This window comes from Selenomonas sp. AE3005 (assembly GCF_000686945.1).
GTDB lineage: Bacteria > Bacillota > Negativicutes > Selenomonadales > Selenomonadaceae > Selenomonas_A.
In genome coordinates, this window is record NZ_JMME01000005.1 from 100,643 (window position 1) to 114,701 (window position 14,059).

The 14,059-nt window shown below is 51.1% G+C and carries 15 protein-coding genes; all 15 read left to right on the forward strand.

All coding sequences use genetic code 11. The features are described 5' to 3' along the window. Nucleotides 1-8 precede the first annotated feature (8 nt). The 15 genes from trmFO (at nt 9) to DL94_RS15200 (ending at nt 14,049) form a co-directional block, all read left to right on the forward strand. Complete coding sequence (gene trmFO / locus DL94_RS0104685; RefSeq protein ID WP_028129148.1) at nt 9-1,343, forward strand: methylenetetrahydrofolate--tRNA-(uracil(54)-C(5))-methyltransferase (FADH(2)-oxidizing) TrmFO; 1,335 nt, start codon at nt 9-11, stop codon at nt 1,341-1,343. A 5-nt stretch (nt 1,344-1,348) separates the two neighbouring features. Beyond that, on the forward strand, nt 1,349-1,891 hold the full coding sequence (gene hslV, locus DL94_RS0104690; protein ID WP_014423681.1) for an ATP-dependent protease subunit HslV: 543 nt from the start codon (nt 1,349-1,351) through the stop codon (nt 1,889-1,891). Then, on the forward strand, nt 1,892-3,289 hold the full coding sequence (hslU, locus tag DL94_RS0104695; protein ID WP_028129149.1) for an ATP-dependent protease ATPase subunit HslU: 1,398 nt from the start codon (nt 1,892-1,894) through the stop codon (nt 3,287-3,289). Nucleotides 3,290-3,484: 195 nt separating this feature from the next. Continuing rightward, complete coding sequence (gene codY, locus DL94_RS0104700) at nt 3,485-4,267, forward strand: GTP-sensing pleiotropic transcriptional regulator CodY (protein ID WP_028129150.1); 783 nt, start codon at nt 3,485-3,487, stop codon at nt 4,265-4,267. A gap of 181 nt (nt 4,268-4,448) precedes the next feature. Further along, complete coding sequence (flgB, locus tag DL94_RS0104705; protein ID WP_028129151.1) at nt 4,449-4,871, forward strand: flagellar basal body rod protein FlgB; 423 nt, start codon at nt 4,449-4,451, stop codon at nt 4,869-4,871. A 32-nt stretch (nt 4,872-4,903) separates the two neighbouring features. After that, nucleotides 4,904-5,350: a flagellar basal body rod protein FlgC gene (gene flgC, locus DL94_RS0104710; RefSeq protein WP_028129152.1), complete on the forward strand. Its 447-nt coding sequence runs from the start codon at nt 4,904-4,906 to the stop codon at nt 5,348-5,350. A gap of 26 nt (nt 5,351-5,376) precedes the next feature. Beyond that, the gene (fliE, locus tag DL94_RS0104715; RefSeq protein ID WP_028129153.1) at nt 5,377-5,679 is read left to right on the forward strand and encodes a flagellar hook-basal body complex protein FliE; all 303 of its coding nucleotides are present in this window, start codon (nt 5,377-5,379) and stop codon (nt 5,677-5,679) included. Between the two features lie 40 nt (nt 5,680-5,719). Continuing rightward, entirely contained in the window at nt 5,720-7,309 is a 1,590-nt protein-coding gene (gene fliF / locus DL94_RS0104720; protein ID WP_028129154.1) for a flagellar basal-body MS-ring/collar protein FliF, read from the forward strand. A gap of 3 nt (nt 7,310-7,312) precedes the next feature. Then, the gene (gene fliG, locus DL94_RS0104725) at nt 7,313-8,344 is read left to right on the forward strand and encodes a flagellar motor switch protein FliG (RefSeq protein WP_156031684.1); all 1,032 of its coding nucleotides are present in this window, start codon (nt 7,313-7,315) and stop codon (nt 8,342-8,344) included. After that, entirely contained in the window at nt 8,337-9,128 is a 792-nt protein-coding gene (locus DL94_RS0104730) for a FliH/SctL family protein (RefSeq protein ID WP_028129156.1), read from the forward strand. The genes fliG and DL94_RS0104730 overlap by 8 nt, the downstream gene beginning before the upstream one ends. Nucleotides 9,129-9,153: 25 nt before the next feature. After that, on the forward strand, nt 9,154-10,494 hold the full coding sequence (gene fliI, locus DL94_RS0104735) for a flagellar protein export ATPase FliI (protein ID WP_028129157.1): 1,341 nt from the start codon (nt 9,154-9,156) through the stop codon (nt 10,492-10,494). Between the two features lie 5 nt (nt 10,495-10,499). After that, nucleotides 10,500-10,970: a flagellar export protein FliJ gene (fliJ, locus tag DL94_RS0104740; RefSeq protein ID WP_028129158.1), complete on the forward strand. Its 471-nt coding sequence runs from the start codon at nt 10,500-10,502 to the stop codon at nt 10,968-10,970. Beyond that, the gene (locus DL94_RS0104745; RefSeq protein WP_028129159.1) at nt 10,967-11,578 is read left to right on the forward strand and encodes a lytic transglycosylase domain-containing protein; all 612 of its coding nucleotides are present in this window, start codon (nt 10,967-10,969) and stop codon (nt 11,576-11,578) included. Before fliJ ends, DL94_RS0104745 begins: the two co-directional genes overlap by 4 nt. 51 nt (nt 11,579-11,629) lie before the next feature. After that, a complete protein-coding gene (locus tag DL94_RS0104750; RefSeq protein ID WP_231464537.1) occupies nt 11,630-12,235 on the forward strand; it encodes a MotE family protein in 606 nt (201 codons plus the stop codon). A 131-nt stretch (nt 12,236-12,366) separates the two neighbouring features. Then, on the forward strand, nt 12,367-14,049 hold the full coding sequence (locus DL94_RS15200) for a flagellar hook-length control protein FliK (protein WP_028129161.1): 1,683 nt from the start codon (nt 12,367-12,369) through the stop codon (nt 14,047-14,049). The last annotated feature ends 10 nt before the right edge of the window (nt 14,050-14,059 follow it).

Consider the following 14,059-nt stretch of genomic DNA (forward strand, 5'->3'; position numbering starts at 1 on the left):
ATATAATAATGAAAAAGGTAATAATCATTGGCGCTGGCCTGGCCGGAGCCGAGGCCGCCTGGCAGGCAGCGAATATGGGCGTGCAGGTGACGCTCTATGAAATGCGTCCGGAAAAATCTACGCCGGCACATAAGACGGCGGAGTTTGCGGAACTGGTGTGCAGTAATTCCCTGCGCGGTGCCGGTATGGAAAATGCCGTGGGCGTGCTGAAAGAAGAAATGCGCCGTTTAGGCTCCATCATTATGGAGGCTGCTGACGCTACCAAAGTGCCGGCTGGCGGAGCTTTAGCGGTAGACCGTCACGGTTTCAGCCGGTATATTACGGAAAAGGTGAGCAGCCACCCGAATATTACGGTCATTCATCAGGAACTGACGGAAATTCCCCTGGCTGATGATGCCATCACCATCGTGGCCAGCGGCCCGCTTACCGAGGGAAAACTGGCAGAAGAAATCGCCAAACTCACGGGCAATGATTCCCTGTATTTCTACGATGCGGCCGCACCGATTGTGAGTCTGGAATCAGTGGATATGACCAAGGCCTATCGGGCGTCCCGGTATGGCAAGGGAGAGGCAGCTTATATCAACTGCCCCATGACCAAAGAGGAATATGAGGCCTTCTGGACAGAGCTCGTGAATGCGGAAAAAGCTCCCACCAAGGACTTTGAAAAAGAGAAGTTCTTTGAAGGCTGTATGCCGGTGGAAGTTATGGCCAGCCGTGGACAGGACACCCTGCTGTTTGGGCCGTTAAAACCCGTGGGGCTGGAACACCCGGAAACAGGTGTCCGTCCTTATGCGGTAGTGCAGCTGCGGCAGGATAATGCGTCGGGCACACTTTATAACATTGTCGGTTTCCAGACGCATCTTAAATGGCCGGAACAGCGCCGGGTATTTGGCATGATTCCGGGACTAGAGCAGGCAGAGTTCCTGCGTTACGGCGTTATGCACCGTAATACCTTCCTTAATTCGCCTACGCATATGCGGCCGACGTTCCAGTTTAAGGGGATTGACAACCTGTTCTTTGCCGGCCAGATGACCGGTGTGGAGGGATATGTGGAATCAGCGTCCTCCGGCCTGGTGGCAGGTGTTAATGCGGCCCGGATGGCGATGGGCAAGGAACCTTTGGTATTCCCGGAGGAAACGTGTCATGGAGCGCTGGCGCACTACATTACCACCAGCGAGGCCAAGCATTTCCAGCCGATGAATGTAAACTTTGGCATTTTGCCCACCATTGTCATGCGCAATGAAAACGGCAAGATTATCAAAGATAAGAAAGCCAAGAAAATGAAACTTGCGGAGCGGGCTTTACAGGCCATTGAGGACTTCAAGCCGGCTATTGGAGGTTGATTATAGTGGAAACACAATTTCATGCAACAACAATCTGCGCGGTGCGCAAAAATGGGAAAACGGCTATTGCCGGTGATGGTCAGGTAACCTTTGGGGAGCATACCATCATGAAGGCCAATGCCCGTAAGGTGCGCCGTCTTTATCACAATCAGGTGCTGGCCGGTTTTGCCGGCTCCGTGGCCGATGCCTTTACGCTGTTTGAAAAGTTTGAGGCCAAGCTGGAGACTTATAATGGCAATCTGCAGCGGGCGGCGGTGGAACTGGCCAAGGAATGGCGCACGGATAAAATCCTGCGCAAGCTGGAGGCTCTGCTGCTGGTAGCAGATAAGGACACGATGCTGATGCTCTCCGGCAACGGCGAAGTAATTGAGCCGGACGGTGATGTGGCAGCTATTGGTTCGGGCGGTTTTTATGCCCTGTCGGCAGGCCGGGCCATGGCCAAGCATACGGAGATGAGCGCCGGGGAAATCGCCAAAGAGGCCTTGTCCATTGCTGCTGATATTTGTGTATTTACCAATCATAACATCAAAGTGGAGGAACTGGACTAAATGGAAAATTTTGGAACGAATGAACAGACTCCGCGCCAAATCGTGGATGAACTGAATAAATACATCGTAGGCCAGGATGAGGCGAAAAAATCCGTGGCCATTGCCCTGCGCAACCGTTGGCGGAGCCGCAAGCTCTCCCAGGATATGCAGGAGGATGTGGTACCCAAAAACATTTTGATGATTGGTTCTACCGGCGTCGGCAAGACGGAAATTGCCCGCCGTCTGGCCAAACTGGTCAATGCGCCGTTTATCAAAGTTGAGGCCACTAAGTTTACGGAAGTGGGCTATGTGGGCCGCGATGTGGAATCCATCGTCCGCGACCTGGCGGAAACCTCCGTGCGCATGGTGCGCCGCCAGCGTCTGGAGGCGGTTCAGGATAAGGCTAAGGAAATGGCTGAGGAACGTATCCTGGATGTTTTTGTGCCGGAGCCGAAGAAAAACTCCAATCCGTTGGGACGTCTGTTCGGTGGTACGGACGATGAGGAAGAAGAAAAAACAGAAAATGCTGAGCCCAAGTATCAGGCCGGCCGTGACTGGGTGCGCAAGCGTCTGGAAAAAGGCGAGCTGGAACAGGAAACCATCGAAATCGATGTGGAAGATAGCGGCAAGCCGATGGTAGGCATGTTCGCCGGCTCCAGCCTCGAGAGCATGGGCGACAACATTCAGGATATGATTGGCAATCTCATGCCCAAGCGTCATCGGAAACGCAAGGTGACAGTGGAGCAGGCCCGCAAGATTTTCACGCAGGAAGAGGCGGACAAGCTCGTGGACATGGAGGCTGTTGCTGACGAGGCTATTCGTGTGGCAGAATACAGCGGTATTGTATTCCTCGATGAAATTGATAAGGTGGCCGTGAAGGGCAATTCCTCTGGTGCTGATGTTTCCCGTGAGGGTGTGCAGCGTGACATTTTGCCTATCGTCGAAGGTTCGACGGTCATGACGAAATACGGACCGCTAAAGACGGACCATGTGCTCTTCATTGCAGCTGGTGCTTTCCACATGGCCAAGCCCTCGGATTTGATTCCGGAGCTGCAGGGACGTTTCCCCATTCGCGTGGAATTGAAATCCCTGCGCAAGGAAGACTTTGAGAAAATCCTGACGGAACCCCAGAATGCTTTGCTCAAACAGTATAAAGCCATGCTGGCTACGGAAGGTGTGGAACTGGAGTTCAGGGACGATGCCATTGGCAGACTGGCACAGCTGGCCTGTGATGTCAACGAACAGGCTGAGGATATCGGCGCACGCCGTCTCCATACCCTGCTCGAAAAACTGCTGGAAGAAGTCAGCTTTACCGCACCGGAGCTGGAGGACAAGCAGGTTGTTATCGACGCTGCTTATGTGGATAAGCAGTTGGCAGACATTGTTGTAAACCGCGATTTGTCACAATTTATCCTGTAAAATTGGCGAAGAGAGGAATCCCGGCGGAGATTCCTCTCTTCATTGCCAAAAATAATAAGAAAATTTAATTAAAAATATTATTCAGCATCTATGATTATTTTGAAAAATATGATAAAATAACTCTAGATGTGTATATATGATGGCTGGTGCTTATGGGACTGACTGTCGAAATATTTTGGTAAAGGAGTAGAGCTAATGGCAACACTGTTAGAAAAAACAAGAAAAATAAACCGTCTCCTGCAACGCTCGGAGAACGTGGAGTACGATGGGATTTCCCGGGTGCTCAGCAATGTTCTCAATGCAAATGTCTACATAACCAACAAAAAAGGCAAGGTCTTTGGCTATGCTTTTATCGATGACTTTGAATGTGACCTGATGGTTGACAAGGTTATCAATCAGGGAGAATTCCCGAAGGCTTATGTGAACTGGCTGATGCGCATGGACGAAACCAATGCCAACCTTCACTCCAAGACCGGTATGTGCGCTTATGAGGAAAATACCAAGTGCATGTTCAACGGCAAGAATACCACCATCGTTCCCATTTACGGCGTAGGCGAACGTATCGGCACGTTGATTGTGGCTAAGTACGATGAAGAGTTCAGCGATGAGGATTTGCTCCTCTGCGAGTACGGTGCTACGGTTGTCGGCATGGAAATGCTGCGTGACCATGCGGAAAAAATTGAAATCGAGGCCCGGAAGAAAGCCACGGTGCAGATTGCTTTAAATACGCTGTCCTATTCCGAGAGCAAGGCAGCCAGAGCCATTCTGGAGGCACTTACTGACCCGGAGGGCGGCACTACTATCGTGGCGTCCAAGATTGCCGACGAGGTCAAGATTACCCGTTCGGTTATCGTCAATGCGCTGCGTAAATTTGAGTCTGCCGGGGTTATCGAATCCAAGTCCCTGGGCATGAAGGGAACCAATATCCGCGTCCTCAACGAATTCCTGATGGACGAAGTTCGCAAACTGAAGGTCTGATAAATATTTTTGTAAAGGCTGGTGCACAATAGCACCGGCCTTTATTTTTTGTCGAAAAGCAATATTTCCCTTGTTTAAATGAGAAAAAAATGCTAAAGTTGGGAAGGAGTTATAACCATTATGTAGAAAATAAATAAAAGGCAACTTTAGAAGGTGAATCGGGAAGGGGTGTGATTCCGGCATGCTAGAACAGATTATGAATTCTTCAAATTTTGACTACCTTTCACGGGGAATGTCAGCAGCCAATCTGCGACAGGAGGTTATCAGCAATAATATAGCTAATGTCAATACGCCACATTTCAAACGCAGTGCGGTGAATTTTGAAGACCTGCTGGCTAAGGAATTGCATCTTGACGATGATGGCAGGCGTCTGGATATTGTGCGCACGCATGACCGTCATCTGCCTATCCCCATACATGGAAAGGTTAACGCGGTGGTTGAGGAAGACCAGACCACAACCATGCGCGTTGATGACAACAATGTGGACATTGATATAGAAATGGCTGCATTGTCGAAGAACCAGCTTTACTACAATGCCATGGCCACCCAGCTGGGCGGTTTCATGACCAGAATGAAGAACGTCATCACCAGCGGTCAGAGTTAAGCTGGGGATAGAAAGAGTATAGGGATAAGACAATGAGCATGTTTTTGGGAATAGACGCGGCGGCCTCTGGCCTTACGGCTGAGCGGCTGCGCATGGATGTTATTTCAAACAATATTGCCAATGCTAATACAACCCGGACAAACGAGGGCGGAGCATATCATCGGCGTTATGTTATTTTTGAACCCCGGACCAAGACGGCCGGTCCGTTTCAGTCCTTCCTGCAGAGTTCGATGAACAAACTGCAGGCCGGTGACGGCGTAAGGGCCACGCGGATTGAAAGAGATGAAACGCAGGGGCCGCTGGTTTACGACCCGGGACATCCTGATGCCAATGCTGACGGCTATGTGGAGCGTCCGAATATTAACGTAGTGGCAGAGATGGTGGATATGATTACGGCCTCGCGAGCCTATGAGGCTAATACTACCACGATAAATGCAGCCAAAGCTATGGTGACCAAAGCCTTGGATATGGGCAAATAATGACCTTATTTTGAGAGGGTAAAAATATGGAAATAGCAGCATTACAAATGACACCGGTGAAAATGCATGCCGAAAGTCATTTGGGAGAAACTAAGGCACCGGAGGAAGTAAAAAGTTTCGGTACGTATCTCACGGATGCTTTAAAGAAAACCAATGCGTTGCAGCTGGAATCGGACAAGCAGAATGCTCTGTTGGCCGCCGGCCGGATTGAGGATGTGTCACAGGTGGTCATTGCCAGTCAGAAGGCAGAAATTGCCCTGCAACTAACCCTTCAGTTAAGAAATCGTGCCATGTCAGCATATCAGGAAATCATGCGCATGCAGGTATAGTAGCTAAAATAGTGTAATTCAGCGTGAAGGGATTGAGATCATGGGAGATTGGAAAGAGCGGTATAAGGAGCTGCTGGAACGATTCAGCAAGCGCCAGCGTTATATTATGCTGGGTTCCGCTTTGGCTATTCTCATTGCCATCGTCGGTGTAAGTGCGTGGTATGGCAATAAACCGGATATGGTTCCCCTGTTTACCAACATGGAAACCAAAGACGCCGGCGAAGTAGCTGCGAAACTAAAAGAAGCAAAAATCGAATACGAAGTCCAGGAAACGCGACAAGGCACGACAATCATGGTTCCGTCCCGGGATGTGCATAATGCACGTTTGGATTTGTCAACTCAGGGATTGCCCCGGGGAAATAAAGGCTTTGAAATCTTTGATGATAGCAAGCTGGGGGTAACGGAGTTCCAGAACAAGGTGAATTACCTGCAGGCTCTGCAGGGGGAACTGACCCGTACTATTGAACAGATTGCTGCTGTGGAAAAGGCACGTGTTCATATCGTGTTGCCTGAGGACAGTCTGTATAAGAAAAATGAGAAACCGGCAACGGCGTCCATTATGCTCCATTTAAGACCGAATATGGAGCTGTCCAAGAAGGAAATCAAGGGCATAGTAAATCTGGCGGCTAACAGCGTCCGGGGCTTAAAACCGGAAAATATCACGGTCATTGATGATACTGGCAAAAGTCTGAATGACCCTGATGAAAATGAAGAGCAAAATGTCACCGCCAAGACCATGACGCAGCTGGATTTGACCAAGAAGATTCAGGATAATATCCAGAAGAACGTGCAGTCCATGCTCGACCAGTCCATGGGCGAAGGCAAGGCATTTGCCCGCGTTAGTGTGGAACTTGACTTTGATGACCGTACTACGGACAAACAGACGTTTACTCCTGTGGTTGATGATTCTGGTATCATCCGCAGCCAGCAGGATGTCAGTGAAACATATAATGGCACGTCCAACCAGCCGGGCGGTGCTGCCGGTGTGCAGTCCAATGTGCCTGGTTATGTGGCGCAGAATGCTAATGCCAATGCCGAGTACGAGAAAAAAGAATCAACGAAAAACTTTGAAATAAACGAAGAGAAATCCAAGGTGGTCGCAGCACCGGGCTCCATCCGCCGTCTGACGGTGGCTGTATTGGTCAACGATGATGTTACGCCCACCCAGCGTGAAAGTATCATGCGGACAGTAAGCAGCGCCGCCGGTATCAACACGAACCGCGGCGATACCATTTCTGTTGAACCTCTGCCGTTCAGCACAGAGCTGCGTGACAGACGGGCAGCTGAGGAAAAGGCCGCTAAAGACCGGGAAGATATGATTTTCTACGGGACGATTGCAGCTATCCTGCTGATACTGGCAGCTATCGGTGGTTATCTCTACTATCGCCGCAAGAAAAAGCTCGAAGCTATTGCGGCCGAGCAGGAGCGAATCCGTCAGGAGGAGGAAGCAAGGAAGAAGTTGGAAGAAGAAGAGCGGGCAGCACTTTTGGCTGCTGGTGCTTTGGAACCTGAGGAACTCTCTGAAGAAGAACAGCAGCACCTCACCGAAAAACAGACTCTCCAGCAGCTCATCGACCAGAAACCGGCGGAAGTGGCTATGCTTATCAAAACTTGGCTTGCGGAGGAATAATAAATGGCACTTGAAGATATGTATGGAGATAGTGAATCTGAGTTCACAAATACGGAAAAAGCGGCCATTTTGTTCATCGCTTTGGGGCCTGAGTATTCGGCCAAGCTGTTTCAACATCTGGCCGATGATGAAATTGAGCGTATAACCCTGGAAATAGCTAATCATAAAAAGGTCAGCTCGCAGGTAAAGTCACAGATTGTCAGTGAATTTTACCAGATGGCGATGGCCAGTGATTATCTTTCCACTGGTGGTCTGGAATATGCACAGAATGTTTTGGAGAAGGCCCTGGGCTCGGAAAAGGCGATGGAGATTCTCAATCGTCTTACGACGAGTCTGCAGGTACGTCCTTTCGATTTCCTGCGCAAGACAGACCCGTCTCAGCTCATGAACTTTATCAACAACGAACATCCTCAGACCATTGCGCTGATTATGGCGTATTTGGACCCGGACCAGGCAGCTACTGTTTTGGGCTCGCTGTCACCAGAGGCGCAGGCCGATGTTGCCAAGCGTATTGCGCAGATGGACCGCACTTCTCCGGATGTTATTCGCGAGGTGGAGCGTGTGCTGGAACGCAAACTTTCCTCTCTGGTTACGCAGGACTTTACCACGGCCGGCGGTGTCAAGGCCATCGTGGAAGTGCTCAACCGGGTGGACCGTACTACAGAAAAATCCATTATCGAAAACTTGGAAGTGGACAATCCAGAACTGGCCGAGGAAATCAAACGCCTCATGTTCGTGTTCGAGGATATCGTCCAGCTGGACGACCGTTCCCTGCAGATGGTTTTGCGCGAAGTGGATACCAAGGACTTGTCTCTGGCCCTCAAGGCAACACCGCAGGAAGTGGCCGACAAGGTCTACAGAAATATGTCGAAACGTGCTGCCGATATGCTCCGCGAAGAAATCGAGTTTATGGGCCCGGTGAAGATTCGCGATGTCGAGGAGGCACAGCAGAAGGTCGTCAATGTCATCCGTGCACTGGAAGACAAGGGCGATATCGTAGTATCGCGTGGACAGGGAGACGAGATGATTGTCTAGAGTTATCAAAGCCGCTATATGGGAGGAAAATCCACACCTTATCCATACCCCCGAGCCGCCTAAGCCCGAGGCACCAGCGGCAGAGGGTGATGGTCTGGACGAGGAGGCTCGTGCCCACATGCTGGCAGAAATTGCCGACAAGGAACAGCGGGCTATACAGCTGTTAAAAGATGCCAAGGTCGAGGCCGAGATAATCAAGCAGGAGGCGCAGGCTGAACGCGAAAGGCTGCTGGCCGAGGCACAGGAAGAAATAGAACAGGAAAAGATTAAGGCCTCACAGGCAGGGCGTCATGAAGGGTATGAGGCAGGCTATCAGGATGGAGCCGGCAAGGTCAGGGAAGAAATGGCAGCGAGCATTGCTGCGGCCAATGATAAAGCTGAGAAAACCCTGCGTGATGCCAAGGCTGCTACGCGTGATTATGTCCAGCAGGCTGAGCAGGATGTGGTCCGGATAGTGATGGCTGTGGTGGAGAAGATTCTGCCCCAGCACTTCATTGATGTACCGCAGGTGGTACTGCCTTTGGTCAGGGAGGCTATTTTAAAGGTCAAGGACCAGAAAGAGCTAAAAATTCATGTGGCACCACAGGATTACGACCTGGTGCTGCTGGCTCGCAATGAATTGCGTGGTCTGCTCACTTACGGCGATGCTACCATTGAGATTAACTCCGATGGCAGCATGCAGCCGGGGGATTGCCTGATTGAAACGCCGAACGGTACAGTTGATGCGCGTTTGGCTACGCAGATTGAGCTGGTAAAGCAGGCCGTAAAAGATGTGATGTTATAGCCGTAAATGTGGGATGGTGAAGGATATGGAGGCACATGGCGGAATTGAAAATTTCCGGCTTAATATCGAAAAATTCACCGATGCCATCCATGATTGTTCCAGCGTCAAACTCACCGGCAAGGTGACTCAGGTTATTGGACTGGTTATAGAGTCCCAGGGGCCTACGGTCAGTGTCGGTGAGCTTTGTTATGTAAGCTCGCATACACCTGGCGTTCCGCCCATACCGGCTGAGGTCGTGGGCTTTCGGGAAGGCTATGTAATGCTGATGCCGGTCGGGGAAATGCAGGGTATAGGCCCGGGCTGTGAAGTGACGGCCTCCCAAAAGATGCTGAATGTCAAAGTAGGCGAGGAACTTTTGGGGCGGGTGCTTGATGGACTGGGCAATCCAATCGATGGCAAGGGACCGATTCTCTGCAAAAAAGAGTATTCGCTGCAGGCTGATCCGCCGCACCCCTTGTCAAGGCCGCGTATTCACGAAAGTTTGTATGTGGGTGTGCGGGCTATCGATGGCCTCATCACCATGGGGGAAGGCCAGCGTATCGGCATAATGGCCGGTTCAGGTGTAGGTAAATCCACCCTGCTGTCCATGATTGCCCGTAATACAGAGGCCGATATCAGTGTCATCGCGCTTATCGGGGAACGTGGCCGTGAGGTCCGTGACTTTATTGAGCGCGACCTGGGCGAGGAAGGCATGAAACGCTCGGTTGTGGTGGTGGCAACCTCAGACCAGCCGGCGCTGGTACGTATTAAAGGTGCCATGACAGCCACGGCCATCGCGGAATATTTCCGCGACCAGGGGCGGAAGGTCATTCTCATGATGGACTCGGTTACCCGTTTTGCCATGGCGCAGCGTGAGGTTGGTCTGACCATCGGGGAGCCGCCGGCTACCCGTGGCTACACGCCGTCGGTATTTGCCATGCTGCCACGGCTGCTCGAACGGGCCGGCACGAATGCTACCGGCTCCATCACCGGTATTTACACGGTGCTGGTAGATGGTGACGATATGAATGAGCCTATTGCCGATGCGGTGCGCTCCATTCTGGACGGTCATATTGTGCTCTCGCGTGCCATTGCGGCCCAAAACCATTTCCCGGCAATCGATATCATGCCCAGCGTCAGCCGTGTCATGAACGAAGTGGTATCACCGGAACATTTGAAGGCCGCGCAGCAAATGCGGCAGCTGATGGCAGTGTACCGTGACGCCGAGGATTTAATACATATTGGTGCCTATGTAAAGGGCTCAAGTGCGAAGATTGATGAATCCATTCAAAAAATAGATTCAATAAATGACTTTTTATGTCAGGGTATCTACGAGGTTGATTCCTACGAGGATACAGAGGCAAAGCTGATTAAGATTTCCGGGTGAGGGCGATGAAAAAATTCAAGTTTCAGCTGGAAACTTTATTACGGGTTACGCGGCGCAAGAAAGATGATGCCGAGCGTGATTTTGCTGCAGCCGCCCGTAAGGTTGAAGAGGCCCGCGAAGGGCTGAATACCCTTATGGAGGAAATGCAGAAAGGCCAGCGCGATTATGACGCGCTGGCACAGGAGGGCGTACGGGTGACCGTGGGCCGCCTGATGGCCTTCAACAGTTTCTTTGCCTGGAAACGGGAACAGATAGAAATGCAGCAGGGGATTCTGCTGCAGATGAAAGCCGAAAAACAAAAGAAACTGCAAGCCCTGATGGAAGTCATGAGTTATTTAAAAAGTATTGAACAGCTTAAGGAACGCCGCTGGCAGGAGTATCAGGCAGAGGCCCTGCAGGAAGAACAGAAAATGCTGGATGAAATCGGCTTACAGCTGACTATGCGGCATAAGCGTCGGGAGGTTGAGGCAAAATGATGGATATGACGGGAGTACGCCGGGTACAGGCAAGGATAGCTGAATTGCAGGAACGCTTTGGCATGCCGCTGCACATTCCCGGGGCGAATTTTTCCCGCGCGCTCGAAAAGGAAATGCAAAAGACCGCCGGAACAAATGCCAGCAAGGAACCTGCGCCAGCCCAGAATGTGACGGGGGCAGCGCCGGCAAATCCGGTTCAGCCCACGGCTAAACTTCTCGAGGATATGCCGCTGGCAGATCAGAACCTCAGCAGCCTGATTGAGGCTGCAGCCAATAAATATCAGGTTGACCCTAAACTGGTGGCAGCTGTGGCTGAGGTGGAATCAAACGGTAATCAGAATGCTGTTTCCTCGGTGGGCGCCATTGGCGTGATGCAGCTGATGCCGGACACGGCGGCCTCATTGGGGGTTGACCCCTACGATAAGCAGCAGAATATTGAGGGCGGGGCCAAATATTTGCGGCAGATGCTCGATACTTTCGGCGGCGATTTGCAGAAAGCAGTTGCTGCTTACAATGCCGGCCCGGGGGCGGTTAAGGATTATGGTGGTGTGCCGCCGTATAAGGAAACGCAGAACTATGTGAGCAAAGTACTGGATATATATAGATAAGAGGTTGGTAGGATAATGGCAGCGAAGAAAACAAAAAAAGGAAAAAAAATAGTGAAAGTACTATTAGTGCTCTTCCTGCTATTAGTGCTGATTATCGCCGGTTTTGCCCTGGGCATATACCTGCGCCTCTTTGATACGCAGGAGGCCAATGAAAAGCTGAAACTTTATGATTTGCCTGTGGTTGGGCAGTACTTCGTCCGTCCGGCACCAACGGAGGCGGAAATGGAAAATGCTCCGGTGGAGGATGCCAAGATAAACACCAAGGATAAGGACGATAAGAAAGATGGCAAAAAAGAAAATAAAAAGCTGGTAATATCCAAGGAAGATATCGAAAAACAGGTGAAGGAACGCGAGGCTGCGGAAAAGAAACGCGTGTCTAAACTGGCCCGGCTTTACAATCAGATGAAACCCAAGGATGCGGCCAAGGCGCTCGATGCTCTGGATGACGATATGTGCATTGCTATCCTGCAGCGTATGGATGAAGCCGTAGTGGCCAAGATAATGTCCGAGTTTACAGAAGAAAAAACTGCCCGCATAACACAAATCATGTATGCCGGCACGAAGAAAAATGTAAATACGGAAGAGGAAGTCCGCAAGATGCTCGAAGAGCAGCAGGCCAAGAAAGAAAGTGCCCAGCCTAATCAGCAGGCGCAGTGAAACAGCTTAATATGAAACATGAAAGCGATGGAAAATGTTTTAAAGATAGCATTTTCTATCGCTTTTTATTAAATAAGACTTAAGTTGAGGCGTGATTTCACCGATAAATACCATGAAGAGGAGGTGATTTGGTGAATACAGCAAATGTAATGGCTATTTCTCCCAAACCCAGTACCCCCGGTAAAATTCAGCCGGTAAGGACAACAGGCAAGGCTGGAGGGGCTGCCGTAAGTCAGGAAAAGGATTCCTTTGGCGAGGTTCTGGGAAAAGCTGGAGAAGATGTAACAGGGAAAGTACCACAATCGCCAGCGAAGGCACAACAGGACAAGGCAGGAAACAGTGCTGAGAAAAATGATGTACCGGCAAATATGCAGGCAAACACCGAGCCGGCTGCGGATAAAGAAAATCTGGCCGAAGAAATCCCGGACGCAGTCGAGAATATGGCCGGCCAGGCAGCACTGCTTAACTTTACGGCTGAGGGGAAATCCCAGCTGATTGCCGAGGTTGTGCCGGAAAACACCGTGAAGGTTGATTTACAAAGTCTGATACCGCAATCGGCAGAGACGATGCAGAAAAATAAAACCTTCCTGGCTATGTTATCAGGGCAGCAGATTACACCTGTAGCAGCCAATAATACCAATGAACAAGCCCTTAATGTTGATTCACTGCAAACGCAGCTGTGGGGACAGGCGCAAAGCAAGCAGCCTGTAACCGTGCTGGAGGCTCAGTTAAATAACCATCAGCTGGCTAATCAGCAGGGGGAACAGATGCCTCCCGTAAGTGCAGAAATCCAGCAGCCGCTGGTTAATGGCAAGGATACATTACTTAATGCCAAAGGAATGGCGCTCCCGGAGCAGAGCGAACAGACGATGACGTCAATGCCTGTTGGGGGAGTGAATAAGTCAGCGGAGCTGCAGGATATGGCGTTGTCTGTTGGGGGAGTGAATAAGTCAGCGGAAATGCAGGATATTGCACCGGCAATCGTGGCGTCGCCTGTCAAAAATGAAGAGGGACAGGCAAACAGTAATCCCCTGGCCGGGGTTAATGTAGTGGTCGAGGAAGAAGTTCCCGTGGTAATGCCCGGTATGGAGGCACGTCAGTTTACCGGTCAGCAAAATGACAAGCGTCAGCAGCCGGCGGTACCGCAGCAGGAAGTAATCAGCACTGATGGGGAAAATGTCACCCAGCTGGCCGAAGAGGCAGCAGGGGACAAGGCACCGGTAAGGCCTACGCAGTCAGCACCAGCACAGCAGGCCGCTGGCAGTGAACCGGTGAGCATGTTCCAACAGAGCCTGAATGACAGCATCCGGGGGATTGACCGGTCAGATGATGTCCAGCAGACAAACGCACCACAGGATGACTTTAATGTACCGCGGCAGATTATTGACCAGGCCAGACTCCTGCGCCGGGGGGCAGACACCCAGATGGTGATTAAGCTGAATCCGGAGCATTTAGGGGAACTGACCTTGAAGGTGTCCGTCAGTGCCAATGGCGCCGTGAATGCGTCTTTCCACAGCGATAATGCTCAGGTCAGAGCGATTATTGAAAACACGCTGGTGCAGTTAAAGCAGGAACTTAACAATCAGGGACTAAAGGTCGATAATGTCGATGTTTATGCCGGGCTCGGCGATGGACAGCTGCCACAGGGAGAAGGGCAGCAGGCTTGGCAGCAGAATCAGGGACAGGGCAGCACGGCAGCCGGTAATGCCGCCAGTATCGGTGGGGTGGAAGAATATGGCGAAGAAACAGCCGCCACCGTGGCAGCTGCAGCTGAATCACAGGAAACCGCTGAAGGTGTAGATTACAGAATTTGACGAGAAGGTG

Coding starts and splice junctions, on each gene's coding strand:
- fliF (WP_028129154.1), top strand. CDS start 5,720: ATGGGAGATTGGAAAGAGCGGTATAAGGAGCTGCTGGAACGATTCAGC.
- fliE (WP_028129153.1), top strand. CDS start 5,377: ATGGAAATAGCAGCATTACAAATGACACCGGTGAAAATGCATGCCGAA.
- DL94_RS0104745 (WP_028129159.1), top strand. CDS start 10,967: ATGATGGATATGACGGGAGTACGCCGGGTACAGGCAAGGATAGCTGAA.
- hslU (WP_028129149.1), top strand. CDS start 1,892: ATGGAAAATTTTGGAACGAATGAACAGACTCCGCGCCAAATCGTGGAT.
- fliI (WP_028129157.1), top strand. CDS start 9,154: ATGGAGGCACATGGCGGAATTGAAAATTTCCGGCTTAATATCGAAAAA.
- codY (WP_028129150.1), top strand. CDS start 3,485: ATGGCAACACTGTTAGAAAAAACAAGAAAAATAAACCGTCTCCTGCAA.
- fliJ (WP_028129158.1), top strand. CDS start 10,500: ATGAAAAAATTCAAGTTTCAGCTGGAAACTTTATTACGGGTTACGCGG.
- flgC (WP_028129152.1), top strand. CDS start 4,904: ATGAGCATGTTTTTGGGAATAGACGCGGCGGCCTCTGGCCTTACGGCT.
- fliG (WP_156031684.1), top strand. CDS start 7,313: ATGGCACTTGAAGATATGTATGGAGATAGTGAATCTGAGTTCACAAAT.
- flgB (WP_028129151.1), top strand. CDS start 4,449: ATGCTAGAACAGATTATGAATTCTTCAAATTTTGACTACCTTTCACGG.
- trmFO (WP_028129148.1), top strand. CDS start 9: ATGAAAAAGGTAATAATCATTGGCGCTGGCCTGGCCGGAGCCGAGGCC.